The 26309-nt window shown below is 64.7% G+C and carries 21 protein-coding genes; 6 read left to right on the top strand and 15 right to left on the bottom strand.

Annotated features, from left to right (window positions below):
• Nucleotides 1-4: 4 nt before the first annotated feature.
• Complete coding sequence (locus FV139_RS18300; protein ID WP_148069932.1) at nt 5-1387, bottom strand: alkaline phosphatase; 1383 nt, start codon at nt 1385-1387, stop codon at nt 5-7.
• A 158-nt stretch (nt 1388-1545) separates the two neighbouring features.
• Between FV139_RS18300 and FV139_RS18295 the strand changes: the two genes are divergently transcribed.
• Nucleotides 1546-2550, top strand: coding sequence for an alpha/beta fold hydrolase (locus tag FV139_RS18295; protein WP_235898720.1), 1005 nt, complete (start codon nt 1546-1548; stop codon nt 2548-2550).
• Here FV139_RS18295 and FV139_RS18290 read toward each other — a convergent pair.
• The 9 genes from FV139_RS18290 to FV139_RS18250 form a co-directional block, all read right to left on the bottom strand.
• Complete coding sequence (locus tag FV139_RS18290; RefSeq protein WP_148069931.1) at nt 2537-4060, bottom strand: Ppx/GppA phosphatase family protein; 1524 nt, start codon at nt 4058-4060, stop codon at nt 2537-2539. The two genes, FV139_RS18295 and FV139_RS18290, sit on opposite strands and share 14 nt — an antisense overlap.
• 104 nt (nt 4061-4164) lie before the next feature.
• A complete protein-coding gene (locus tag FV139_RS18285) occupies nt 4165-6210 on the bottom strand; it encodes a DUF3604 domain-containing protein (protein ID WP_187276629.1) in 2046 nt (681 codons plus the stop codon).
• An 8-nt stretch (nt 6211-6218) separates the two neighbouring features.
• On the bottom strand, nt 6219-7307 hold the full coding sequence (alr, locus tag FV139_RS18280) for an alanine racemase (RefSeq protein WP_148069929.1): 1089 nt from the start codon (nt 7305-7307) through the stop codon (nt 6219-6221).
• Between the two features lie 14 nt (nt 7308-7321).
• On the bottom strand, nt 7322-8179 hold the full coding sequence (locus tag FV139_RS18275) for a D-amino acid aminotransferase (protein ID WP_148069928.1): 858 nt from the start codon (nt 8177-8179) through the stop codon (nt 7322-7324).
• 27 nt (nt 8180-8206) lie between these two features.
• Nucleotides 8207-9055, bottom strand: coding sequence for a glutamate cyclase domain-containing protein (locus FV139_RS18270; RefSeq protein WP_148069927.1), 849 nt, complete (start codon nt 9053-9055; stop codon nt 8207-8209).
• Complete coding sequence (locus tag FV139_RS18265) at nt 9052-9990, bottom strand: 5-oxoprolinase subunit C family protein (RefSeq protein ID WP_148069926.1); 939 nt, start codon at nt 9988-9990, stop codon at nt 9052-9054. The genes FV139_RS18270 and FV139_RS18265 overlap by 4 nt, the downstream gene beginning before the upstream one ends.
• Nucleotides 9987-10664 (bottom strand): 5-oxoprolinase subunit PxpB, encoded by a 678-nt coding sequence (pxpB, locus tag FV139_RS18260; RefSeq protein WP_148069925.1) that lies wholly within the window; start codon nt 10662-10664, stop codon nt 9987-9989. The genes FV139_RS18265 and pxpB overlap by 4 nt, the downstream gene beginning before the upstream one ends.
• 4 nt (nt 10665-10668) lie before the next feature.
• Nucleotides 10669-11403: a 5-oxoprolinase subunit PxpA gene (locus tag FV139_RS18255; protein WP_148069924.1), complete on the bottom strand. Its 735-nt coding sequence runs from the start codon at nt 11401-11403 to the stop codon at nt 10669-10671.
• Between the two features lie 43 nt (nt 11404-11446).
• Nucleotides 11447-12238 carry a putative hydro-lyase gene (locus FV139_RS18250; protein ID WP_148069923.1) on the bottom strand — a complete coding sequence of 264 codons (792 nt, stop codon included), beginning with the start codon at nt 12236-12238 and terminating at the stop codon, nt 11447-11449.
• A gap of 224 nt (nt 12239-12462) precedes the next feature.
• On the opposite strand from FV139_RS18250, the gene FV139_RS18245 reads away from it, so the two are divergent.
• Complete coding sequence (locus tag FV139_RS18245; protein WP_148069922.1) at nt 12463-14025, top strand: acyl-CoA synthetase; 1563 nt, start codon at nt 12463-12465, stop codon at nt 14023-14025.
• A gap of 101 nt (nt 14026-14126) precedes the next feature.
• On the top strand, nt 14127-15824 hold the full coding sequence (locus tag FV139_RS18240) for a DUF3336 domain-containing protein (protein ID WP_148069921.1): 1698 nt from the start codon (nt 14127-14129) through the stop codon (nt 15822-15824).
• Between the two features lie 26 nt (nt 15825-15850).
• Here the strand turns inward: FV139_RS18240 and FV139_RS18235 are convergent, their stop codons facing one another.
• Nucleotides 15851-16870 carry a phosphotransferase family protein gene (locus FV139_RS18235; RefSeq protein ID WP_148069920.1) on the bottom strand — a complete coding sequence of 340 codons (1020 nt, stop codon included), beginning with the start codon at nt 16868-16870 and terminating at the stop codon, nt 15851-15853.
• A 185-nt stretch (nt 16871-17055) separates the two neighbouring features.
• Here FV139_RS18235 and FV139_RS18230 point away from each other — a divergent pair, with 185 nt between their 5' ends.
• Nucleotides 17056-18759, top strand: a complete 1704-nt coding sequence (locus tag FV139_RS18230; RefSeq protein ID WP_148069919.1) for a class I adenylate-forming enzyme family protein — start codon at nt 17056-17058, stop codon at nt 18757-18759.
• 25 nt (nt 18760-18784) lie between these two features.
• On the opposite strand, the gene FV139_RS18225 is transcribed toward FV139_RS18230, so the two are convergent.
• Entirely contained in the window at nt 18785-19558 is a 774-nt protein-coding gene (locus FV139_RS18225; protein WP_148069918.1) for a ferredoxin--NADP reductase, read from the bottom strand.
• A 115-nt stretch (nt 19559-19673) separates the two neighbouring features.
• Here FV139_RS18225 and FV139_RS18220 point away from each other — a divergent pair, with 115 nt between their 5' ends.
• Both FV139_RS18220 and FV139_RS18215 read left to right on the top strand, forming a co-directional pair.
• Nucleotides 19674-20600, top strand: coding sequence for a LysR family transcriptional regulator (locus FV139_RS18220; RefSeq protein ID WP_148069917.1), 927 nt, complete (start codon nt 19674-19676; stop codon nt 20598-20600).
• Nucleotides 20597-21121 (top strand): SprT family zinc-dependent metalloprotease, encoded by a 525-nt coding sequence (locus FV139_RS18215; protein ID WP_235898718.1) that lies wholly within the window; start codon nt 20597-20599, stop codon nt 21119-21121. The genes FV139_RS18220 and FV139_RS18215 overlap by 4 nt, the downstream gene beginning before the upstream one ends.
• Here the strand turns inward: FV139_RS18215 and FV139_RS18210 are convergent, their stop codons facing one another.
• From FV139_RS18210 to FV139_RS18200, 3 genes are all read right to left on the bottom strand, one after another.
• A complete protein-coding gene (locus tag FV139_RS18210; protein ID WP_148069916.1) occupies nt 21122-23989 on the bottom strand; it encodes a DUF748 domain-containing protein in 2868 nt (955 codons plus the stop codon).
• 72 nt (nt 23990-24061) lie between these two features.
• Nucleotides 24062-25075 (bottom strand): AraC family transcriptional regulator, encoded by a 1014-nt coding sequence (locus FV139_RS18205; RefSeq protein ID WP_148069915.1) that lies wholly within the window; start codon nt 25073-25075, stop codon nt 24062-24064.
• On the bottom strand, nt 25065-26240 hold the full coding sequence (locus FV139_RS18200) for a GGDEF domain-containing protein (RefSeq protein ID WP_148069914.1): 1176 nt from the start codon (nt 26238-26240) through the stop codon (nt 25065-25067). Before FV139_RS18200 ends, FV139_RS18205 begins: the two co-directional genes overlap by 11 nt.
• Nucleotides 26241-26309 lie beyond the last annotated feature (69 nt).

Here is a 26309-nt window from a genome sequence, read left to right as displayed (position 1 = left end):
GGCGTTACAGCCCCAGATACTCCCGCATGATCCCGAACAGTTCCGGCTGACGCTGGAAGGGCTTCACCCGCCCCGCGGCGGCGGTATTGGCGTACAGCGGTACATTGGCGCCCGTATGTTCCTCGTAGCCGAAATCATTGGTGGCGTAATTGACCCCCATCAGGCTGCCTTCCGGCGTGATGATGCGCGCCATCTTGCCGGTGGTGTACACCGGTATCGTGTACTGCTCGAACATGCTGCGCTGGGGCACGAGCTGGGCGGCCTGGCTGTGGTCGGCGGTCACCAGGATCAGGGTGTCCGGGTGGCTCTCGGCAAAGGCCATGGCGCTGGCCACTGCCTCTTCCAACTGTTCCAGTTCACCGATGGAGCCGCAGGGCTTGCGCTCGTGGGACTGCTTGTCGATGGAGGCGGACTCCACCATCAGGAAGAAGCCGCGGTCGTTGTCGTGTGACAACTGTTGCAGCGCGACGTCGGTCATCTCCTTGAGACTGGGCAGGCCCGCTGCATCGGGGTTGGGTTCGCAGCGCATGGGTTCCGGCAGGGTGACGCTGCCGAGATAGGGGTGTACCCGGTTCAACAGGCTGGGCTCGGGCGCTTCTGCGCTGCGGCCGCCTTCGCCCTGCAGTCGGACGGGCATTGTGCTGGCGGAGAACAACCCCAGCAGGCGTTCACCGGGCTGGGCCGCCAGCAGGTTTTCGCGACTGCGAACAACGCTGAAGCCCTCCACCTGTGCCAGTCGCGCCACACTCTGCTCCCCGCCTTCCACGGGCGGCTCAAAATGCTTGGCCCCGCCGCCCAGCAGTACATCCAGCCCCGACGTCGCCAGCTGTTCGGAAATCGACCCCGGGCCGCCGCTGGCTTTCAGGTCCTGCTCACAGCCCCCGAGCTCAACACCGCTGACCGTGATATCCACCATGGAGCCGGGGTTCTCGCACAGGCGATAGCTGATGTGGGCGGCAAAGGAGGCCGGGGTGGCATCGGTGACGCTGGCGGTGGTGACGATGCCGGTGCGCAGGCCGGCGCCCTGCGCCAGCTCCACGATGGTGACCAGGTCGCGGTCGTCCCCCGCGCTGGTGGCAATGCGGCCGCGGCTGGTGACTTGCCCGGTCGCGAGGCTGGTGGCGGTGTTGGCGGAATCCGCCACGTAGACCGGCTTGCCGGCGGTGCTGTCCTCGACGGTCAGGATCTGCACTGCACCGCGCACCGGCATGCTATCCAGCAACAGTTCCCCACGGGCGCCCTTCAGGTAGTCGCGGGCAATGGTGACCTGTTGGTCATCCATGCCATCGCCAACGAACAGAATCACGTTGGCGGCCTGCGTTGCCGCAGCGGAAAGCTGTGCGACAGCGAGGGAGAGGGCGGCGGCAAGGATGGCGGGGCGTGGCATGGTCAGTCTCCGGCGATGCAAAAAAGGCGTTAGTGAACCACGTGGTGGCGTCTTCCGCCACCGCGGTGATACCCGATTACCGCGCGCTGGGCTAATTCCCTGGACTGACAGCCCCGGGGCCCTGTGGCAGCATGGCGTCAACTATAAGAGGACTCGCCATGGGCGCCATGCAGTGGACGCACCACCACGCCACCATCAACGGTATCCGGATGCACTTTGTGGAACAGGGGGAGGGCCTGCCGGTGGTGCTCTGCCACGGTTTCCCCCATCTCTGGTTCAGCTGGCATCGCCAGATCACGGCGCTGGCCGAGGCCGGCTACCGGGTGATTGCCCCGGACATGCGCGGCATGGGGCAGTCCGAAGCGCCGGCGGCAGTGGAGGCCTACGATATCGACAGTATCACCGGCGACCTGCTGGGCCTGCTGGATCATCTCCAGCTGGAACGAGCGGTTTTCGCCGGGCTCGACTTTGGCGCCTTCGCCATCTACGACCTCGCCCTGCGCGAGCCGGACCGGGTGATCGCGGTCATCGGCCTGGAAAACCCCGCTGCGCCGCACAATCCCGATGAGCCGCCCCTCAGCGAATACCGCCGGCAGGCCCGGGACCACTTCCTGCACATAGAGTATTTTCGCGAGCCGCCCCGGGCCGATCAGGAGCTGGCGGCGCAGCCCCGGGAATTCCTGCACAAGGTCTTCCACACCCTCAGTGGCGCCTGCAATTTTTTCGAGATGTTCAGGCACCCGCCGGGTACTTCCTATATCGATGCCATGGAAGAGCCGCCGCCGTTGCCCTGGCCCTGGCTCAGCGAACTGGAACTGGAGTTTTTTGTTTCGGAGTACAGCCGTACCGGATTCACCGGGGGGCTCAACTGGTATCGCTCTTTCGACATCAAGTGGCGGCAGCGCAAGCCCTTCGAGGGTGTCTGTTCGAAGGTACCGGCTTATTTCATCGGTTCGGAGCACGACGTGGACCTGGAGGGCTTTCACGGTGATGACCCGATCGGCCAGATGCGGGCCATCTTCCCCGATCTCCAGCGGGTGGAGATGATCCCGGGCGCCGGGCACATGGTGCAGCTGGAGGCCTCGGCTGAGGTCAATGCACTGCTGCTGGCCTACCTGGAGGACATCGGCCGGCGCGAGGCGCAGCGGCTTACAGGATCCTGAGTTTCATCCCGAGTTTCTCCAGCACCAGCTGTTCCTGCTCGATCTCCCATGCGGTCAGGGGATGTTGCGCCAGCCAGCCCTCCGGGAAAGTCAGTTTGAGGGAGCGCTTGCCGGTCTCGATGGAGAATTCCGGCAGTTGCTCCAGCTGTTCCACGTGCTTGAACAGGAAGGCCAGGCGCATCAGGGTGATGAGCCGCAGCAGTCGCGGTTCCTCACTCTCGCCGGAATCGGCCCACAGGCTCGGGTCAAGCTTGCCCCGGTGGGTGCGTGCCAGCAGGGCCAGCTGTTCCTGTTCCTCCTGGGAAAACCCCGGCAGGTCGGCGTTCTGCAGCAGGTAGGCAGAGTGGCGGTTGTAGTGCTTGTGGGAAATGGCCATTCCCACTTCCAGGGTACAGCTGGCCCGGTGTAACAGTTCCCGGTCGCCCTTGCCCAGCTCCCACTTCTTGCGGGTGGCGTCGAACAGCATGTGGGCGCGCTTCTCGACGATGGCGGCGCCGGCGGCGTCCACCGCGTAGCGCTGCATCAGGGCGTTGATGGTGCGTTCGCGCACGTCCTCATGGGACAGCCGCCCCATGAGGTCGTAGATCACCCCTTCCCGCAGGGCGCCCTTGGAAGTGCGCATGTGCTGGATGCCGAGTACGTCGAACAGCGCGCGGGTGATGGCGACGCCCGCCACGATCACGTTGCGCCGCTGGGGGGACAGGCCGCGCAGTTTGAGGGTGTCGAAGCGTTTGAACTTGAGCAGCTTCTGTTCCAGTTGTTCGAGCCCGGCCCGGTCGATACCGCCGCTGCTCCAGCCGTAGGTGCTGAGGATGCCCTCGATGGCCTGCAGGGTACCGGAAGAACCCACGCAGTCCACCCAGAGGCCGCTGTGGTAGCGGTGGCGGATGTGGGAGAGTTCCAGGCGGGCGTGGTTGCAGGCGGCGCGATAGCGCTCGGGGGTGATGGCGTCGTCCGGGAAGAATTCCCGGGAGTAGGAGACGCAGCCCATTTGCAGGCTCTCCAGTTCCCGCGGTTCAAAGCGCTCGCCGACGATCAGTTCGGTGCTGCCACCGCCGATGTCGATGACCAGCCGCGACTGGGCGTCGTCCGCCAGGGTGTGGGCCACGCCGAGATAGACCAGGCGCGCTTCCTCGCGGCCGTAGACCACGTCTACCGGGGTGCCGAGCAGTGCCCTTGCCGGGCGGGTGAAGTCCCGGCGGTTGTGGGCCACCCGCAGGGTATGGGTGGCAACGATCCGCAGGCGTTCGGGTTCGACGCTGCCCAGTAACTGGCCGAAGCGGGCCAGGCATTCGAGGCCGCGGGTGATGGCCTCCTCACTGAGGCGGTGGTTTTCCAGGCCCGCCCCCAGTTGCACTTTTTCCGCCAGGGCTTCCACCGGGCGAATCTCCCCGTGTTCTACCCGGGCGACGATGAGGTGAAAGGAGTTACTGCCGAGATCGATGGCCGCCAGCAGGCTGCCGTCGGGTACAGGGGTTTCTGCGCTGGGGCCGGAATCGCTTGTAGTCACCAGGGGGCATGAGCTCCGTCAGGCTGCTGTTGCCTGCCATGGTATAGGAAGGCGATGCCGCAGGACTAGCGCGAAGGCGCCTTGAAGTCGATCAGAGCCCCGGATCAGCGCCCGCGGTACCAGATGGGCGAGGTCCAGGCCCGCTCCTGCTGCGTGACTGGCAGGGCGGGGTCGCTGCAACTGGGCGGCCGTTCTGTCACCGGGAGGGCGATACAGTCGTAGCGGCTCCAGCGGCAACTCGGGTTTTGCAGTACCCGGGCGTAGTACACCGCACTCTGGGCGGGGGCGAAGCCGGGGTCGCGCCAGGTGGCGCAGAGCTGGCTCGAGCCGGGGCCGAAGACCTCGCAGGTGTCGGGATCGACACCGGCGCCGTTGTCGGCTTCTCCCGCTACGTCGAAGACGGCCTGGTGACTGCGGCCCTCGGCATCCACCCAGGTCTTGATGATCTGCAGCCGCTGTAACAGGCCCCCCTCCGGGCGCGGGTCCGCCGCCGCGCTGAGCGCGAACAGCGGACTGGCCGCTGTGCCGTGAGCCGGGGGCAGGTCGCCCCCCATGGGGACCCCTCGGGCATAGGCGGTGGCGAGGAAGTCGGGGTTGTCGCACAGGTCTTCCGGTAACTCCCAGCCGGCGAAGAAACGCGGCCGGATGCGCGGGCCACTGGTACCGAAGGTCTCCCGGCGGCGCATGGCGTCGAACAGGGCGGCGCGGCTGTTCTGTTCGGCGTAGATGCCGGCCACCCCGCCCGGGTTGTAACGCACCGGTGAACCGGTGGCGATATCGCCCGGCACTTCCACTGCGGACAGCAGGCGGTGCTGGACATCGCGATCATGGCCGTGGGAACCCTGCCAGTTGGCCTCCTGGCCGGCATTGGGCGTGGCGGTGTGGGTATCGGTATCGGCGATGATGCCGAGTTTGAAGGGATTGACTCCCAGCACCGCTGCATCGGCCTGGCCCTCCGCCAGCACGTGGCGCAGGTAGTTGAAACGGGATACGCAGCCCTTGAGCATCATGCCGCCGCTGCCCGGGGTGTTGCCGCAGTCCTGCACCGGGGCAGTCGCCGGGCGCAGTTTCTCGAAGTCGCAGGCTTCATCCGGTGCTCCCAGCACGCTGGCCAGGCCGTTGCGGCACTCGGAGTCACCCTTGGTCTGCATGATCTCTGCAAGCGGCTCCAGGCTCGCCCGCAGTTCGGCTTCGGCCCGGGCCTCGGCAGCCGAGAGATTGCTGTAGCGATAGGGTAGCCACATTCGCCCCGAGCTCCAGTTGCTGTTGTGGGGAATGGCCAGTACGTCGCAGTCGGGATGGCCCTCGCGGCAGGTTGTGGCCAGCCACTGCCACAGCATCGGCGGGGTGCGGGCCTCTTTGGCACCGGCGATGGACTGGGGCACGGTAGCGCTGCGGAAGATGACATTGCGGTGCAGGTTGGAAGCCTCTTCGGCCAGGCTGTACTCGTAGGCGTGAAAGGTCGTGAAGTTGCAGTCGTCACTGTGGTCCTGCCATTGCTCGGTGGCGCGCTGGTTGTCGCGCCAACCCAGGTCGGCCGCGCGCAGGCAGTCTTGCGCATCTTCTCCGCAGACCCGGGCAGAGCGATCCTGGCCAAAAATGGCGGTCGAGGCGAGCCGCACCATCGGTTGCGCGGTCTCCTCCAGGGGCAGTCGCAGGTCGCCGCGATACAGCCGGCAGACCAGCCGCCCGTAGGCATCGCTGCTGCGGTCGTAACACAGGCGGTTTTCGCCGAGTCCCTCGGCGTGGTCGGTCACGGCCATGAAGTCCAGCGGTGAGCTGATGCGCGCTACCGGAGGCTGAATTTCCGCTCCGTCACCCTGCAGGCGCAGGGGGAGAGGCTCGCCGCGGGCAAAGCGGTAGGCTTCGTCGGCGCCGGCGATCACCCCGAAGGCGGTGGCATCGTAGGAGGCGGCGGTGTGTACATGCAGGGCGCCGAACCAGGCCCTGCGCTGTGGGTAATGATCCCGGCAGGGCTGCACCGGTTGCGCCGGCAGGGCGGCTACCGGGGCGTTGAACAGGGCCTGGTAATTGGCGTCGTTGCGTTCCAGGCGGGCGAATTCCCAGCGCAGCCAAAGGTAAAGCCCGGTTGCAGTTAGTATTAACAGCAGTATCAACCAGAGCAGGACCTTGAGCGTGCTTTTTATCATCGGCATTGTCAGGCGGTGACGACGACCCTGGGGGTGCGTGGTGGCATGCGCGTCAGGAGTTCGTAACCGATGGTGCCGGCGGGCTCCGCCACTTCCGCCACGGGTAATCCGTCACCCCACAGAATCACCGGGTCACCGATCTGGACCGGGTCGAGGTCGGTGACATCCACGGTGATCATATCCATGGAGACCCGGCCGGCCAGTGGGGCACGTTGGCCATTGACCAGTACCGGGGTGCCGTTGCTGGCGGTGCGGGGGTAGCCATCGCCGTAGCCAATCGTGACCGTGGCGATGCGGGAGGGGCGTTCGGCGCGCCAGCTGCCGCCGTAGCCCACGCATTCACCCGCGGCAACATCGCGTACGGAAATGACAGCGGAGCACAGGGTCATCACCGGCCGCAGGCGGGCCGCATTGGCCTGTTCTGCAGTGCCAAAAGGCGAGTTGCCCCACAGCATGTAGCCGGGGCGCACCCAGTCGTAGTGAGACGCGGGCCAGGCCAGCACGCCAGGCGAGTTGGCGGCGCTGCGCAATGCCCTGAAGTCGCCGGTCAACTGTTCGAACAGGGCGAGCTGACGGGTGGTCGTGTCGCGCTCGATCTCGTCGGCGCTGGCAAAGTGGGTGGAGAGTACCGGCGTGCCCACGCTGTTGGGACAGTCCACCAGGCGCTGGAAGAAGGCGGCCACCTGGCCTGCCTCTGCGCCCAGCCGGTGCATGCCGGTGTCGACCTTGAGCCAGCATTGCAGTGGGGCAGACAGGCGGGCATTTTCCAGCCATTCCAGCTGGACCGCGTTGTCCACTGTTACCCAGATCTGTTGCTCCGCAGCAATTTTCAACTCGTCCGGCTCGAATACGCCCTCCAGCAACAGGATGGGCGAGGCGATGCCCGACTCACGGAGCTCCAGGGCTTCTTCCAGGCAGGCCACGGCCATGGCGTCGGTGCGACCTTCGAGCTCCCTGGCCATGGTGACGGCGCCGTGGCCGTAGGCGTTGGCCTTCACTACGGCCATCCTGTTGGCATTGGGCGCGAGTTCACGGACCAGGTCTGCGTTGTGGCGCAGCGCGGCCAGGTCGAGCCTGGCCTGGTTGGGGCGGGACATGAGAGCTAACCGGTCTAGTAGTCGTAGCGGTGCTTGCTGAACAGGGTTTCGGCGGCCAGCCAGATGTCGCCGGGCTTGCCGTCACCCACGGTGACGCCGTCCACCTCGACCACCGGCGCCAGTTCCTTGCTGGAGGAGGACAGCCACACCTCGTCAGCGTTTTTCAGTTCCTCCAGTGTCACAACCCGCTCCTCGACCGGGATCGAGCCGTCCTTGCGCAGCACGTCGAGCAGGATCAGGCGGGTGATGCCCGGCAGTTTCTGGTGGTCCAGGTCCGGTGTGGCAACCACGCCGTCCTTGACGATGTAGACGTTACAGGCGGCGGCTTCGGTCAGCTCGCCCCTGGCGTTATAGAGAATGGTCTCGCTGTTGCCATTGGCGTAGCCCTGCTGGTAGTGCATGACATTGCCCAGCAGTGCCGTGGACTTGATGTTGCAGCGTTTCCAGCGCAGGTCCTCGGTCGTGGACACCTTGTAGCAGGTCGCTTGCGCCTTGTCGGCCACCGGGGCAGGGGGGATCTCGAAGGCAAAGGCATAGCGCGTTGGTTCCACGCCGCTGGGGTAGGCGTGGTTGCGGATGCTGTCGGCGCCGCGGCTGACGTGGAAGTAAATGCCGAGGTTGCCACCACCATTGCGTTCAACGAGGTTGAGCGCAATGTCGCGCCACTCGTCCTGATCCAGTTGCAGGCGAATTTCCAGCGCATCCAGTCCGTCCTGCATGCGATCCATATGGGGGCCGAAGCCAACCAGCTTGCCGTCGTAGGAGGGAATGACCTCGTAAATGCCGTCGCCAAACAGGAAGCCGCGGTCCATCGGGGAGATGCGGGCCTCGTTCATCGGCAGGTATTCGCCGTTCAGGTATACGATGCTCATGGGGTGTTCCTGTGGTTGGTTGTCAAGTCAGTTGGCGCTGTCGCCGAAGCCGGTCAGTGCCCGCAGTTCGCGGATGACGTCCACCCCCTGGGAGGCGTCCAGTCCGTCCTCGGTGGGGGTGTTCTCCCGGGTCACGCCGTCTACGCTACCCCGTACCGAAAGATAGTCGAGAATGGCGTTGGGGGAGATCTTGCCCAGCAGATCCTGGCGGTGCCACAGGCCGAGAAACGCGATCAGGCCGTAGGCGCCCCAGTTGGAGACATCGGCCACCAGCAATTCGTCGCAACGGGTCACGGAGACCCGGATGTCGAGGGCGCTAATGGCCTCGGCAATGTTGCCCATACCGATTTCGTTGCCGCCGTCGCCAATCGCGATGGTGGGGCAGTCGGCCAGTTCCAGGAAGGGGTCGAAAATACCGCAGCGGGCGCTGATGTCCTCGCCGCGCATGTTGTAGTAGCGGCCGTCGTCGGTCAGGCCCGGACGCTCGATGGAGACGATCGCTCCGGGGTTCAGTGCGGCCAGTTCGGCGGCGGCCTGTTCGCGGGCGCCGTCGAGGCTGTCGGCGTTCAACTCCAGAATCCGGAAGTCTGCTGCCAGGGCGCCTGCCAGCGGCGCTGCACAGGCCAGAATCGGCTGGTAGCCCAGTGCCGCCAGTGCTTCGTACAGGGCGATGGCGCCCACCGGACCGTCGGTTTCGAAGGTGTCAGCCACCGGGAACCCGGTGCCGATGAGCACGCAGCCGCTGGCTTTGTGCAGCATGTGCGCGGCGCGCAGGTAGTAGCCTGGTGCCAGCGCGGCCTGGGCCACGCGCATCTGGCGCAGGTTGCGGGCCACCAGCACGTTCTCGATGGCGACTGAGAGTTCGGCTTCGCTCATGGGCGGTACTCCGTCAGGGGCAGGTGCTGCAGGCGGTGTCTGGCCAGGTGCAGCGCATTGTGGGCGGCCTCGGTCGTTATCGCTTCGAAGCGCACCGTAGCACCGGGTGTCAGTTGGGCCAGACGGGCGACATCCAGGGACAACGCCGCGCCAATCTTGGGGTAACCGCCAATGGTCTGGCGGTCGTTGAGCAGGACAATGGGTTGTCCGTCTGCCGGAATCTGGATGGCGCCAAAGCAGATGCCCTCCGACAGGATACCTTCGATGTCGCAGGCAATGGCCGGGCCTTCCAGCCGGTACCCCATGCGGTCGCAGCGGTCGGATACCGTGTATTCGCTGGCGAAGAACCGTCGCTGCTCCAGTGGCGGGAAGTGATCCACCTGGTAGCCAGGGATGACCCGCAGGGTCACGCTGTCGCCGTAGTGCGGACGATCGGCCTCGTCGAGGTAGCGCAGGGGGGCATCCCGGTTGGCGCTGCAGGGAAGGCTGTCACCGGGCTGGAGTTTGTCGCCCGCCAGCCCGCCGATTTTCTCCCGCACCACGGTGCTGGCACTGCCGAAGCGCGGTGCAATGGCGAAACCGCCGGCCACGCCGAGGTAGGCGCGGCAACCGGCGGTGGCGAACTCCAGGGCGATTTCGTCGCCGGCCCTGACCGGGTGCACCCGCCACAGTTCGCGGGGCTCCCCGTTGATACGCAGGGGCATTTCGGCGCCGCATACGCACAGGCGGGTTTCGACTGTCGCCTTGAGTACGAGCCCGCCAAAGCTTACTTCCACCAGGGTGGCTCCGGCTTCGTTGCCCAGCAGCCGGTTGCACAGGGCGAAGGCTTCCGGGTCCAGTGGGCCGCCGGTGGTCAGGCCGATACGCTGCTGGCCGAAGCGGCCGCTGTCCTGCAGCAGGCTCATGAGGCCGGGTTGGATGACCTCCAGGCTCACAGCTCACCTCCCAGGGCCAGGAACTGCTCGCGGTCGATAGGTTCGAAGCGCACCCGGTCGCCCACGTTTACCGGCATGGTCGGGTCTGCATCGGGGTCGAACATGCGGGTGGGGCAGCGGCCGATCAGGTTCCAGCCGCCCGGGGAAACCGCCGGGTAGACCGCCGTCTGGCGGTCGGCAATGGCCACTGCACCACGGGGAACCCGCTGCCGCGGGGTGGCCAGGCGTGGTGCGGCAATGCGCTCGTCCACTTCGCCCAGGTAGGCAAAGCCCGGGGCAAAGCCGATGGCGTAGACGCGGTATTCCGTTGCGCTGTGAATGGCAATCACGTCATCCACTGAAAGGCCGGCGCGCGCGGCGAGGGTTTCCAGGTCGGCGCCTGCCTCTGGGTGGTAATACACGGGCAGGCGGACTTCCCGGCTGGCACCGGTTGCACCGGTATCCAGGCTGCCGGTTGCCTCGCGCACCCGGCGGGCGACACTGAAATGATCGGTAGAGAGCGGGTTGTAGATGATCAGCAGTGAGGCGTAGGACGGCACCAGGTCTACCAGGTCGCTCCCCAGTGCCAGTTCAACCGCCTGGGCAGCAGACTGCACCCGGGCCGATACGGCCGGTGAGGTCGTGTCGCCAAGGTACAGCATGAGGGCGGCTTCTCCCGCCTGGGTCAGTCGCACTGGATCAGGCCTCGTCGACAATCGCCCGGATGGCCTCGATGGCGCGCACGCCCTCGATATTGTCGCCGTGTACGCAGATCGTATCGGCTTCCAGCGCCAGGCGATGGCCGCTGATGGAGGTAACGCTCCTGTCGTGCAGCAACTGGCGGACCTGGGTGAGGGTGCTTTCGCGATCGTGTACGGCACCCGGCTTGCGCCGCGACAGCAGGCTGCCGTCATCGTCGTAGCAGCGATCGGCGAAGGCTTCGAACAGCAGGCCGCTGACACCGGCCTGTTCGGCTTCGTCCCGGTGCTGGTCGGCGCCAGGGGTCGCCAGCAGCATCAGCTTCAGCGGGCGGTGGTAGGTGGCCACCGCTTGCATGACGCCTTCACGCACTTCAGCGTTGGCCATCATGTCGTTATAGAGTGCGCCGTGGGGTTTGATATATTCCAGCTGGACTCCCGTGCTCGCGGCCATGCCATCCAGTGCCGCCACCTGGTAGAGAATGTCCGCCACCAGTTCCTCGCGGCTGAGGTGCATGCTGCGCCGACCAAAACCGATCAGGTCCGGATAGGACGGGTGCGCGCCCACGGTGACACCGTGCCGGGCCGCCAGGGTCAGGGTGCGCTGCAGCGTAAGCGGGTCGCCGCCGTGGAAGCCACAGGCGACATTGGCCAGGTGGATGTGGGGCATGACCTCGGCATCCATTCCCATGGTGTAGCTGCCGTAGCTTTCTCCGAGATCGCAGTTCAGGCGCATCGTTTCTGGTTCCGTCTGTCAGTTCTCAAGGTTTGTCCAATGCCTACATCACAGCGAGGCGGCTGTTGCGCAGGTCGGTCACCAGCATGCAGCCCGGGCTGTGGGTAATCGCGAACGGCGGCCGGGCCTTCTCCAGAGCCACCTGGGGTGTCACTCCGCAGGCCCAGAACACGGGCAGTTCGCCTTCTTCCAGCGTCACTGCATCACCGTAGTCCGGCCGTGAAAGGTCGGCAATACCGATTTCCGCCGGATCTCCCAGGTGGACCGGTGCACCGTGTACCGCGGGAAAACGGGTGCAGATCTGCACTGCCCGGATGGCGTCCGCGGCGCGAAAGGGCCGCATGCTGACAACCATGTTGCCGGCAAAGGCGCCCGCTGCCTGGCAGGGAATATTGGTGCGGTACATTGGCACGTTCACCCCCTGGGTGACATTGCGCACTTCCAGGCCGTCCGCCAGCAGCGCCTCCTCGAAGGAAAAGGAACAACCCAGGGCAAAGGTGACCAGATCATCACGCCAGAGTTCGCGGATGTCATGCACTTCATCCACGAGTTCCCCCTCGCGGAAAACGCGGTAGCTTGGCACGTCGGTCCGTATGTCGATATCCCCCAAAGGTGGTAGCGCGACATCGCCGGGGCTGGTGGACATACCGACCAGCGGGCAGGGGCGCGGATTCAACTGGCAGAAACGCAGGAAGTCCGCCGCCCACTCGGCCGGTAAAATGGCCAGGTTGCACTGTACAAACCCCTGCGCAAAGCCGGATGTGTTGCCGCGGTGGTCACCGCTGCGAATGCGTTGGCGCAGCTCGGCGGGAGAGAGAGCCTGGGAAGGAAGCATGGGGTACCTCATGAAACTGCCGCTGCGTGGTGGCGGCACAGGAAACTGACACGTCTGCACCCATTCTAGTAGATGCGACTCGGGGCCCGCTAGGTCCAGCGCCGGACTATCAGTAATACCAGCGAGGCGGTAGCCGCCATTGCCAGCCCCTTCCCGCAGGTTCTATAGTGTGGCGCCGGAATAACGATAACGCGCCGAAAGCGCCGTAACGAGGTATCTACGACATGCCGCATCCCAGTGTGACCGCCCAGACCTACCCCCACAAACCCGCTTTCATCATGGGTGATTCCGGGGAGATGGTGACCTACGCCCAACTCGACCAGCGCAGTAACCAGGGGGCCCAGCTGTTTCGTTCTCTCGGTGTGGCCAAGGGCGCGCACATCGCGATGATGATGGAGAACAACCGCCATTTTCTGGAGATCTGCTGGGCGGCCCAGCGGGCCGGTATCATTTTTACCCCCATCAGTACCCACCTGCAGAAGGAGGAGACGGCCTATATCCTTCAGAACTGCGACGCCGAGGTGTTTATCGGCTCCTACAAGCTGAAGGACATGGCCAGCGGCCTGCGCGAGCAGCTAGGCGGTCTCAAGGGCTGGTACATGGTGGGCGGTATCTGCGACGGTTTCGATTCCTGGGAGGAGGCGGTGGATGCCCAGCCCGCCGAGCCCATTGTCGACCAGGGCAACGGCGTGGCCATGCTGTACTCCTCCGGGACGACCGGCAAGCCCAAGGGGGTCTTTGTGCCCCCCCACAGTGAAGACGTGCTGGCGGAGTTTCCCCTGGCGGCGACCCTGGGCGCCGCTTTCGGCTTCGGCGAGGAGACGGTCTATCTGTCGCCGGCGCCGCTCTATCACGCGGCTCCCCTGCATTATAATTTCATGACCATCCACCAGGGCGGCACGTCCATCGTGATGGAAAAATTCGAGCCCGAACACGCCCTGCAGTTGATCGAGGAACACCGGGCGACCCACAGCCAGTGGGTGCCCATCATGTTCATTCGCATGCTCAAGCTGCCGGAGGAGGTGCGCAAGCGGTACGACGTGAGCAGCATGCAGTTCGCGATCCACGCCGCGGCGCCGTGCCCGGTGGAAGTGAAGGAGCAGATGATCAACTGGTGGGGCGAGGTTATCGTGGAGTACTACGCCGCCAGCGAGGGCATTGGCGTGACCATTATCGACTCCGCCAGCTGGTTGACTCACAAGGGTTCGGTGGGGCCCGCCCTGCTGGGAGAACTGCATATTCTCGATGACGACGGCAACGAACTGCCGCCGGGTGAAATCGGTACGGTGTACTTCTCCGGCGACCAGGCCACCTTCGAGTACCACGGCGAGCCGGGCAAGACCGCCGAGGCCTACAACGACCGCGGCTGGGCCACCACCGGGGACGTGGGCTACGTGGACCGGGACGGCTTCCTCTACCTGACCGATCGCAAGAATTTCATGATTATTTCAGGTGGGGTGAATATCTATCCGCAGGAGGTCGAAAACCTGCTGATCACCCACGACAAGGTGGCCGACGTGGCGGTATTCGGCATTCCCAACACCGAGTTTGGCGAGGAGGTCAAGGCCGTGGTAGAGCCCCAGAACTGGGCGGATGCCACCGACGAGGTCGCCTTCGAGCTGCTGGAGTGGCTGCGTGAGCGGCTCAGCCACATCAAGGTGCCCCGGAGCCTTGATTTCCACGAAAAGCTGCCCCGGATGGACAATGGGAAGCTGTACAAAAAGCACCTTGTGGAGCAGTATCGTAAGGAAGCTGACAAGGCCGGGGAGGGTTCCCCGGAGGACTGATCGGCCAGTTTCCTGCCACCCCGGGCCAGTTCTGGCTGGCCCTGTGCTCAGCCGCTGTAATGTTTTATCCTTGAAAGTCCACTAAATCCCGAGGTAAGCCAGTGAGACACGCGCGCAAGCTCCGCCAGCTGGAAAAGCAGATGGATCGGAGCACCAGCTATGAGGAGTGGCGCGATGCGGCCATTGCCCACGACGAGATCTCCGGCGAAAAGCGCTGGCGGGAAGTCGACCAGACCCGCCAGTACGACTATGCCCAGATTCGTATGCGCCTGGACCGGCTGCGGGCCCTGCGCTCCCGGCACGACCACCATGGCCTGCTGTTTGCACTGAATGAGGGTATTCACGGCAATATGGGCGGAATGGGGCGGAGTTCCCTCTATCACCGCGCCAAGTTCGGCACCAAGCAGTTGATCGAGCAGTACATCGACGAAATCGACGACTCCCTGCGCTTCCTGGCCGAGCTCAAGTCCGACGAGATCGACACCCAGACCAAGCTGGACTTTTTCTATCGCTCCAATATCTGTTTCGGCCGCTCTGCCCTCATGCTCAGTGGCGGCGGCGTCCTCGGCTTCTACCATATGGGCGTGGTGCGGGCCCTGCTGGAACAGGGATTGCTGCCCCGGGTGATTTCCGGCTCCAGTGCCGGTTCGCTGGTCGCCGGTGTCGTTGGTACCCACACCGATGAAGAGCTACAACATGTCTTCGACCCCAGTTCCATGCACTTCGAGGCCGAGAAAGAGGCCAACGCCTTCTCTCGCATGTTCTTTGGCGCCAACGCGCAGATCGATGTACGTGGTCTGGAGGCCATTATCGACGGGTTGGTACCGGACCTGACCTTCCAGGAGGCCTACGAAAAAACCGGTCGCCAGATCAGTATTACGGTAGCGCCGGCGGAACAGCACCAGCGTTCGCGCCTGCTCAATGCCATTACCTCACCCAACGTTTACGTGCGCTCGGCGGTCATGGCCTCCTGCGCCGTACCCGGCGTCTTTCCGCCGGTCATGCTCATGGCCAAGAACGTCCACGGCGAGGCCCAGCCCTACCTGCCCACCCGCAAGTGGGTGGACGGCTCGATCGCCGACGACCTGCCGGCCAAGCGCCTGTCGCGGCTGTTCAGCACCAATCACTACATTGTGAGCATGGTGAACCCGATTGCCACGCCGTTCCTCAACCGCAGTGGCAAGCGCGGCAAACTGGTGGCTTCCGTGGGTAGCCTCGGTATCGGCATGGGCCGGGAACTGCTCAATTTCTATCGCGGCATGGTCCAGAAAAACGGCGACACCTGGCCGCGCTTCAACCTGTTGATGAACGGCATTCACAGCCTGATCGACCAGGAGTACAGCGGCGATATCAACATCATTCCCAGCTTCCGCTGGTACAACCCGACCAAGATTCTGTCACATATCTCGGAGAAGGAACTGCTGGCCCTGGTGGAAGGGGGAGAGCACAGCGCCTATCCCCACATCGAGACCATTCGCGTCTGCACCAAGATCAGCCGCACCATGGAGGAGATCCTGCACCGCTTCGAATACGGTGACCTGCGGCCGAAGGCAGAGGACTATCACCGGCCGCGCTCTTCCCGCCGCCGTCCACCGGCGACCCGTTCCGACCGGGAGGCCCTGCGCGAGCGTATGGCGCAGATACCCGAGCCCCAGCCAAAGAGTGGCGCCAAGGCCAAAAGCCGTACCAAGACCAAGAGTGCGCCCAAGGCCCGGGCCGGACGGGCCCGCGCCAGCACCGGCGGCAAGAAGGCCGCCTCCAGCGACGGCGCAAGCAAGGACGGCCGCGCCGCCGCCTGAGGCTGGGTGTAGCGGATAATCCGCGCTTATTCGATCAGGCTGACGCCCATTTCGGCCAGCGGGAACACCAGCGCGCCGCGGGCATCGGCTTCGGCACTGGAGGCGGTGCCAATCTCGGCGCGCTTGCGGATACCCTGCACGATCGCCGCCAGGCGGAACAGGGAGAAGGCCAGGTAAAAGTTCCAGTTGTCGATGCCGCTGCGGCCGGTGCGCTCGCAGTAGCGGGCGATGTACTCCTCGTCGGAGGGAATGCCCAGCGCGGCCCGGTCGACGCCTGCCAGTCCTTTCATGCTGCTGTCCCGCGGCAGCATCCAGGCCATGCACTGGTTGGCGAGATCCGCCAGCGGGTGGCCCAGAGTCGATAGTTCCCAGTCCAGCAGTGCAATCACCTCGGGTTTTGCGGGGTGGAACATCATGTTGTCGAGGCGGTAGTCACCGTGCACCAGGCTGACGGTGCCATCGTCTGCCGGCATATTGGCCGGTAGCCATTCGATCAGCTTTTCCATGTGCGGGATGGATTCCATCTCCGACGCCCGGTACTGCTTGGTCCAGCGGCCCACCTGGCGCTCGAAATAGTTGCCCGGCTTGCCGTAGTCCGACAGCCCCACGGCGTCGATATCCACGCTGTGCAGGGCGGCCATGGTCTTGTTCATGGCGTCGTAGTAGGCCGCACGCTCGCTGTTGTCGGCGGCTTCAGGCAGTAGCGGATCCCACAGAATGCGGCCTTCCATGTACTCCATGACGTAGAACATCGAGCCGATCACGCTGTCATCCTCGCACAGGGTGTAGGTGCGGGGCACGGGAACGTCGGTGTCCTGGAGGGCGCTGATCACCCGGAATTCGCGGTCCACCGCGTGGGCAGAGGGGAGCAGTTCGCCCGGTGGCTTGCGGCGCAGGACGAAGGCTCTGTCGCCACAGCTCAGTTTGAAGGTGGGGTTGGACTGGCCGCCGGCAAATTTTTCCGCAGTCAGTTCGCCGTCGAGACCGGGGATGTGCTGCTTCAGATAGGCCGCCAGGCGGCGGGTGTCGAGCTGTTGTGTATTCATTATGATTCCTGGGGACTGGCGTAGGGCAAAAAGGGCTTCAGTCTGTTGTCCGCCGGATGGAGCGGCAATGACGTTATCCTACAAAAAAGTTGACCGCTGGTGACAGTATTCCAGAGTGATTGAGCGCACCGTCCTCAGCCGTTATGCTCGCCCTTCCCGATAACTGCCGATAACTGGGAGAGACTGTGTATCAACACCTGAAAGAGGCCTGGGATCAACTGACCGCCGAGGGCCAGCCCTTCGAAGTCACCACAGCGGAAGTCGGCGGCGTCGCCATCCGCACCTATTGCCACGCTCCACCTTCACTGCGGGAAATCTGGCTGGCGAGCGCCGCCCACGGCGCAGCCGATTATCTGGTTTACCAGGACGAGCGCCTCAGTTATGCCGGAGCCCATGAAATCGTCGCCTCGGTCGCTACCTGGCTGCAGCAGCAGGGGGTGAGGCCCGGCGATCGGGTCGCCATTGCCATGCGCAACTACCCCGAGTGGATGCTGGCCTACTGGGCGGTGACTGCCATGGGTGCTGTGGCCGTGGGTATGAATGCCTGGTGGGTGGAAAGCGAAATGCAGTTCGCGCTGGAGGACTCTGCGCCGAAAGTCCTGATCTGTGACCGCGAGCGGCTGCAGCGCTTCGCGGCTATTCGTGAAAACTTCCCGGAGTTGGTGGTTGCCGCCGTGCGCATGGAAGACGCGGTGCCCGACTGGGTCTGCGAGTGGATGGATGTGGTCAATACGCCCGGCAGCCTTCCCGAGGCCCTGATCGACCCGGAGGACGACGCCTGTATTTTCTACACCTCCGGCACTACCGGTCGGCCCAAGGGGGCGCGCCTGACCCATCGCGGCTGCGTGAACAATGTGCTCAACGTGGCCTTCTCGACCGCGGTGCAGACTCAGGCCCTGGTGCTGGCCGGGGAGGCAGAGCCGGCCGATCCCGAAGCGCCGCCAGAGACCCTGGTGTCGCTGCTGGCCACTCCCCTGTTCCATGTGACCGGTAACAACTGCGTGGCTCACGCCACCACGGTGGCCGGCGGCTGCATGGTGCACATGTACAAGTGGGACCCTGAGGAGGCCCTGGCCCTGATCGAGCGCGAGCGGGTCACGGTATTCAATGCGGTGCCGATGATGGCCCGGGAAATCCTGATGCACCCGGACTTCGAGCGGCGCGATACCTCCTCCCTCAAGACCCTGGGCGGCGGCGGCGCGGCCCTGCAGCCGGACCTGGTGGAAAAGATCGACCAGCTGACCGCCAACGCGCGTCCCAATACCGGCTACGGCATGACCGAGACCTGCGGGATTATTGCGGCGGTGTCCTCGGTTTTCTTCAGCAACAAACCCGCCAGTGTGGGGCCGGCCATGCCGACCTTCGAGGCGCAGTGTGTCGGCCCGACGGGGGAGGCGCTGCCCCCCGGCGAGATCGGGGAGCTGTGGGTGCGCGGGGCGCCGGTCATCAAGGGCTACCTGAACCGTCCCGAGGCCACCGCGGAATCAATCACCGAGGGCTGGCTGCACACCGGCGACATCGCCTACCTGGACGAGGACGGTTTTATCTTCCTGGTGGACCGGGCCAAGGACATGGTGCTGCGCGGTGGCGAGAACGTCTACTGCGCCGAGGTGGAAAACGCCTTGTTTTCCCATGACAGCGTGGCCGAGTGTGTGGTGTTTGCGGTGGCGGATGACCGCCTTGGGGAAGAAGTCGGTGCCGCCGTGTACCTGAACGAGGACGCCAGCGCCAGCGCTGACCAGCTGCGGGCACATTGCGCCGGCCTGCTGGCCCCGTTCAAGGTACCGCGCTATCTCTGGTTCCTGGATGACCCCCTGCCGCGCAATGCCAACGGCAAGTTCCTCAAGCGGGAACTGCGCGAACACCTCGACGTGGGTGACGCGCAGTAGTACCGGTTTCGGTTCAGGTTTCTGCTCAGGTTTCTACGAAGGCCCGCTCGATGACGTAGTGGGCCTGCTTGCCGTGGCGGGACTCACGGAAGCCGCGTCCGTCGAGCAGGGCGCAGATATCCTTGAGCATGCTCGGGCTGCCGCAGATCATGAAGCGGTCGTGCTCGGGGTTGATCGGCTCCAGGCCGATGTCCGTGGGCAGCTTGTCGCTGCCGAGGAGATCGGTCAGGCGGCCGGTATTGCGAAATTCCTCCCGGGTCACTGTCGGGTAGTACACCAGCTTGCTGCGCACGTCCTCACCCAGGTACTCGTGGTTGGGGAGGTGCTCGGTGATCGCCTCCTGGTAGGCCAGTTCCTCCACATAGCGGCAGCCGTGGGTCAGGATGACCCGGTCGAAGGCCTCGTAGATTTCCGGGTCCTTGATAATGGACAGGAAGGGCGCCAGTCCGGTGCCGGTGGCGATCAGGTAGAGGTTGCGGCCCGGCAGCAGGTTGTCCAGCACCAGGGTGCCAGTGGCCTTGCTGTTGATGAGCAGCTCGTCGCCCACCTGGATGTTCTGCAGCTTGGAGGTCAGGGGGCCGTCCGGGACCTTGATGCTGAAGAACTCCAGCTGGTCCTCGTAATTGGCGCTGGCCATGGAATAGGCCCGCAGCAGGGGCTTGCCCTCGTGTTCCAGGCCAATCATGGTGAAATAACCGTTTTTGAAGCGGAAGCCCTGGTCGCGGGTGGTTTTGAAGCTGAACAGCCGGTCGGTCCAGTGGTGGACTTCAGTGACCTGTTCCCGGAGCAGTGTGGCCATCTTGCGGTTTCCTCTGTGTGAAAAGGCGAGTCGTTGATGGCGGCAGTCTAGGGGCTTTTCATATATTGGTAAAACGGGAATAATGGATAAACAATATCGGAAATACGGATAAAAGATGCGCTTCAGCCTGCGCCAGCTCGAGGTTTTCCTCGCCACTGCCCGCCATGAGAACGTGAGCCGGGCCGCCGCAGACCTGGCCATGTCCCAGTCCGCGGCCAGCGGCGCCCTCAAGGATCTCGAGAGCCAGTTCGGGGTGCAGCTGTTCGACCGGCGGGGCAAGCGGCTGCAGCTGTCGGAGCTGGGGGCTCAGCTGCGGCCCAGGGCGGAAAACCTGCTGGCCCAGGCCCGGGAGCTCGAGCAGGCCCTGTCCGGGCGCGAGGTGGCCGGGCGCCTGCAGGTTGGCGCCACCCTCACCATCGGCAACTATCTCGCGGTTCAGATGATCGCCGACTTCCGCCGCCGGTTCCCCGCTGCCGATGTCAGCCTCACCGTGGCCAATACCGAGCGCGTGGCGGAGATGGTGGCGGCCTTCGAACTGGATATGGGCCTGGTGGAGGGGGAGTTCCACCATCCGGACCTGGAGACCCGGCACTGGCGCGAGGACGAATTGCAGGTGTTCGCCGCACCCGGTCATCCGCTGGCCGGGCGGCCCGCGCTGAGCGACGATGATCTCCTGGGTCTCGACTGGATCGTGAGGGAACGGGGTTCCGGCACCCGCCAGACTTTTGACCGCGCCATGCACGGCATTCTGCCGGACCTGTCCATCAGCATGGAGCTGAGCCACACCGAGGCCATCAAGCGGGCCGTGGAGTCCGGGTTGGGGGTGGGCTGCCTGTCGCGGATCAGCCTGGTGGAAGCTTTTGCCCGGGGCTCCCTGGTGCCGCTGGCCGTGCCCGGGCGCGATTTCCACCGCCATCTCAACCTCATACTGCACCGCGACAAATTTCACAGTGCGGCCCTCAGCGAGTGGTTGAGCCTGTGCCAGCAGAGCTGGTCAGATATACTGCCCGGCCAGTACGGGAAGGGTGAACAGTCAGGGTGAGTCAGTCACAGATCGAGCCGATCGGGGCGGAGCAGCGCCGCGAGGTGGAGCAGGCCACGGCCGCCTGCGTGGCGCGCGTGGGGCAGGCCCTGGGTCGGGAGTTCGCGGTGCCCGCAGTGTGCTTTGACCTGCGCGGGCGCAGCGCTGGCATGTTTCGCAGCGACGGGCGGCGCAGCTGGATTCGCTACAACCCCTGGATATTCGCCAAGTACTATCGGGAAAACCTCGAAGATACCGTGCCCCACGAAGTGGCCCACTACATCGTGCACACCCTGTACCAGCGTCGCCGGGTCGCCCCCCACGGGCGCGAGTGGCGGGCGGTGATGGACCTGCTGGGGGTGGCGCCCACGGTGACCTTTGACCGCGACCTCTCGGATATTCCCCAACGCCGCCAGCGCACCCACCCCTACCGCTGTGCCTGTCGCGATCACGAGCTGTCGACCACCCGGCACAACCGTGTCCAGCGCGGCACCGGGCGTTACCTGTGCCGCTACTGCGGGGTGAAGCTCCAGCCCGCCTGATCAGGTGTCTACGGACATTTCCACGCCGCTGAAGCTGTTGTAATCCGCGGCCGGGTCGGTTTGCTCGATCACCGCCCGGTCTGCCGCAACGCCGGCCTCGTTGACCAGGAAGCGCTTGCTGCTGGCGGCGCGCTCCTCTGCCAGCGCCTTCAGGGCGTCGTCCGGTACCGCTATCTGCGCCTGCACCCGGCGCGCCTGGACCAGGGGCGACGGCGCTTCGGTGTTGTCGGCGGCCGCTTCCGGGGCGGCCGGCAGTTCAGCGTAGCGGCGGGCGACCGCCGCTTCCCAGGCCTCGTTGCGATCATCGATATCCTGTTCTGTCAGCCCCTCGGCGAGCAACGCCTCGCGCAGGAGCTGTTGCTGCAGTTTCTGCCGGTCGCTCGCCGGGTTCAGGCGCCCGCCAATGACCAGCTTGAGTTTGGGGCGCTGGGCCATGGCCTCGGCCAGCTCGGTCATTTTTGCGCGGCCGTACTCATCCAGCTCGCTGCTGCCGGCGGCAAAATTGAAGCGCTGCAGGTCGTCTTCGCTGCCCACCAGGTTGGCCAGCAGGGTAAAGGGCGCCGTGATGGCCTTGGTGAGCAGGTTGACGAAGGCCCCCATGATCACCGAGCCCAGCGAGAACTCGGGATTGTCGACGTCGCCACTCACCGGTACCGCCAGGTCGATGACCCCGCTGGCGTCGGTCAGCAGGGCGATGCCGAGCTGCAGGGGGATATCCAGCGCCTTGTCGCTGTCGATCTTCTTCCCCAGCTTGAGCTGCTGGATGACCACCTTGTTATCGCCCTCCAGGTGATCGTTGGCCAGGCTGTACTTGAGGTCCAGGTTGAGCGTGCCGCGGTCGATGGCATAGCCGGCGTAGGTGCCGGAATAGGGCGTCAGGCGAGCCAGGTCGACGCCCTGGAAGGTCAGGTCGAGATCCACTGCCGGCGGCTGGTGAAAGGGGCTGGCGCTGCCCGCGAGTACCACCGGGGCGTAGCCGTCCACCGACCCCGTGATGTCGACGCTCAGGCTGCTGTCCGGGTCGCTGTTGAGCCCGGTAATCGCGCCATTGACGTCGCCGATAATTGTGCGGAAGTGGATCGGCAGGGACTCGTCCATGAAGTCCACTTCGCTGTCGCTGATGGCGATGTCCGGGGCGGCAAAGCGCCAGGGTTCCGCCGCTGGCTCTTGCTCTTCGACCCCCGCGGCTTGCGCTGCCTGGGCCTTGTTCTCGGCGTCCTCCTGCAGCAGGCGCTGGATATTCAGGGTGCCGTCTTCATGGATGTGCACCCGGCCGGCGTAGCCGTCGAGGTGCAGGCGAGCCAGGTCTACGCTGCGTTGGGGAAGATCTACATTCAGGCCTTTCCAGGCCAGTGATTTCCAGCGGGTAATCGCATCTTCGGCACCGTAGAGGTGGACGGCGAGGTTGTCCACCGCGCCCTCCAGGCGTATCTGTTGCGGAGCAAAGCCTGTCAGGCTGAGGTTGCCCCGGCTGCGGGCCTGCCCGGAGTCGATCTGGGCGTTGAGAATGTCGGGAATGTTGGGTGCAAACCAGGCCAGGGGAATCTTGCCGGTGGCGAAATCGAATGCGCCGTCTCCCGACTCCAGTTGCAGTTGGCCGTCCAGGCGGCCTGTCATGGTGTCATTGACCAGGAAGTCCAGCTCAATCTGGCTGGGGCCCTCCACCGGCCAGCGAATGTCTGTCACCCGCAGGTCGAACGGCGAAACTGTCAGTTGTTGCGGTTCGGTAAAGGGGCTGCGCCAGGCGATCTCGGCCTCGTTGATCGCACTGCTGGCAATGTTCACTCGCCAGGGCGAAGCGGGCTCCGCTGCCGCTGCCGCTGGCTCTGGATCGCCGGAGGCGAAGCGGGTGCGAAACATGTCTGCGAGGGAAACCTGTTCTCCCTCCAGCCAGCCACTCAGGTTGAGGCCGTCGGCGGCGATACTGTCGATGCTGACCTGCTGCTCGTCGCCCGCCACGTGGATCCCGGTGATGCTCAGGGCGGCCAGGTCGATCCCGGTATCGGGAAGGGCCGCGGGATCGACCGGGGCGAGCGCCAGGCGGCTGATATCGACGCCGCCATCGTCGACAGTAAAGTGCAGGCCTTCACTCCAGTTCAGCTCGTACTTGGCCACCGCCCCCAGGCGGCCGCTCACTACTTCAAAGTCCACCTGGTCTTTTACAAATCGCCAGAAGGGGCGCAGGCCGATCACGCTGAGCTCCACGCGCCCGGCGCTGTGCCCACGGGGGATGGACAATTCCCCCTCCCACTCCAGGCTGCCGCCACTCTCGTCGAAGACCCGGAGATGGTAGGGATGCCCCGCCTCCAGCACCGTGGACAGGTCCGACATGCGCACCCGCAGTTCGTCCCAGTGCGTGCGGTAGGGAGTGGTGCGGGCCTCGTCGCTGACCATGATACGGTGGGCCGACAGCCGTATCTGGTTGACAGTGACACCGGGCAATTCACCGGCGGGTCGTTCCGCTGGAGCCTCGCCAGGTGCCAGGAAATCGTCGATGTTCAGGCCCTCGTCCGCCAGTCGGCGCAGGTGCAATGACACGCCCTCGACCGCCAGGGTGTCGAATACCCAGCCCGGTCGCCACAGGCTGGTCAGCGACAGATTGATTTCAGCGTTGTCGAGGCTGGCAAATTCGATGCCGGTGGGGGAGTCGGTGACAGGGGTAGTGGGGGCCTCCGAAAGTCGCAACTGCCCTGACGACAGCGACAGACTGAAGGGGTTGAATACCACCAGTTCCAGGTCGAGGTCGCGCTGGTATTGCTGGTGCACAAACCAGGGGGGCAGGAAGTTCAGTAGGGGCAGGATGACGAGCGCGCTGAGAAGAAGGTAGCCCAGGTAAATCAGGGCCAGCGCGCGCAGCAGTTTTTTCACTCCGGAATCTCTCGGGCCGATGGCTTCACTGACACTATAGACAACCAGATACGCAAATGTCTCCGAATCCGATCAAATGCCCTTGCGATAACTGTAGGGTGTGACGCCGGTCCAGCCCTTGAAGGCGCGAATAAATGCGCTGGATTCGGAGAATCCGGAGCGGTGGGCTATCTCTTCGATGGACAGCCCCCGTTTGCCGAGAAAGTGCAGGGCGGTATCGCGGCGCAGCTGGTTCTTGATGTCCTTGAAGGTGGTGCCCTCTGCCGACAGCCGGCGGCGCAGGGTTTGGGGGTGCATCTCCAGCCGGGTGGCCACTTCCGGCAATTCCGGCATGTCCAGCATATTGCGCGCGATGATCTCGCGAACCCGTGTGGTCCAGCTGTTTTTTGCATAGTTCTGGGTCATCAGGATCAGCACCGGGTGGCGCAGGAAATGCCGCAGATTCTGTTCGCTCTGGGTGATGCGTTTCTCCAGCAGCGCACGGGACAGCACCATGGCGCATTCGTCGGCCTCGAAGCTCACCGGGTTGCCCAGGAACATGTGGCGATAGTCGGTGGTATCGGTCGTCATGGGGTAGCTCAAGTACACCTGCTGCAGCGGCAAGTGTTCCTGCACCAGCCAGCTGGCGAAACGGTGCACGTTGAACAGGGTCAGTTCGACCATGTAGGGGGGCGGTACCGCGTTGGGCGTATGGGCAACGCGTACCTTGGCGGTGTCTTCCTCGACGATGAATTCGGGATACAGGTCGAAATCGATCAGCTGGTAGAAGCGGCAGTGCCGCGACAGGGCCTGCCCCAGCGTTTCGCTGCCAATGACCGCATGGCACATCATGGACCAGCAGCCCACCGGGTGGCGGCGCCCCGCGTAGCCCAGGGACTCGTCGTCCATGGCGACCATGGTACTGACCTGTAAGTCCGCAAAGCGCTCGATGGAGATGCGGGCGTTGGGCTCCTTGAGCAGGCGGGGCGAGATGCGATTGCGGCGCAGCAGCTCCGCCGGGTCGAGGCCCCGGCTGACCGCGTTCTCGAGGACGGCCCGCACAAAATACACGGAGATCGAGCGCTCGCGCATGGCCTTACCCTGCATCGGTGGCGGTTCCCGTACCGAACCGCTGGGCCTTGCGGTCGACCGCGGCGACACGGTTCTGCCCGCCGCGCCGGGCAACCTGCAGGGCGCGGCCTGACGAGACGCTCAACTCTTCCACCGTGGTGGCCCCTTCCTGGGTCGCGATGCCTGCGCTTATCGATACAGCCACCCGTTGCCGGTCGGCCCGGAAGAAGGTGTCTGCTACTGCCTCGCGTATCCGCTCCGCCAGAATGCGGGCCGCGTCCCCCGCGGTGTTGGGCAGGATCAGCAGAAAGGTCTCGTTACCGACCCGGGCGATCACGTCGCTACTGCGACTGAGGTCCTGCAGTAAGTCCGCCAGCTGGCGCACCACCTGGTCGCCGAAGTCACTGCCGAAACTTTGCCTGAGCTGGGGAAAATCATCGATGTCTACCAGCACGGCGGAGGTCCTGGAGTTGTGGCGGGCCGCCGCAGCCAGGCTCAGGTGCAGGGCTTCCTCCAGCCCGCGTCGGTTGAACAGCTGGGTGGCCGGGTCGCGGATGGCAAGCTGGGACAGGTGTTGCTGGTACTCCAGCAATACGGAACCCAGAAACCCGATCACCACCACCACATAGGCGGCGGTGTAGCACATCAGGACGCGGCCCGGGACGACACCGGGCTCCCCCGCGGGGAACAGGGTCATGGCGGCCAGCGCCGAGCACAGTCCCAGGCCCGCGGCGGCGATGAGCCAGTCCCCGGCATTGGCGGTCAGCCAGCCGCGCCAGGCGGCCACCGCGCCCGCGGCACCCCACAGCAGGGCGGTGCCAATCAGTTGCACCTTGAACATCTCGGCGGGGGGGAAGTAAAAGGCACTGAAACAGGCCGCCAGACACAGCGCTCCCAGCACCCAGCGCCCGCGCTGGGTGCCCGCGCGCTGGCCGCAGGCGAGGAACAGGAGATAGCTGGTAATGAGGGTGACAACGGCGGCCACATCCAGGCCCAGGCCTCCCGCGGCCTGCCCCTGTTGCAGCGCAAACAGGATCCACCCCATCAGCGCCGACATGAAGTAAACGGTAAACAGGCCGAGCCCCTGGATAGGGGTATTGGAAGCGCTGAGGCAGTACAACACCAGCACCTGGGCGCTGGTCAGGGTGAAGATCAGGGTGTACAACGGAAACGCCTGGTTTTCCGTCAAGATAAAATCCATTCTGGTTGCCCCCACAGCCCCGTATTTTTGTTGTCAGTTTGTGTCAATTTATCTGTCGGCACAGGTCAT

It is taken from the genome of Parahaliea maris (assembly GCF_008064665.1).
GTDB lineage: Bacteria > Pseudomonadota > Gammaproteobacteria > Pseudomonadales > Halieaceae > Parahaliea > Parahaliea maris.
This window is presented reverse-complemented; position numbering and strand designations above follow the sequence as displayed.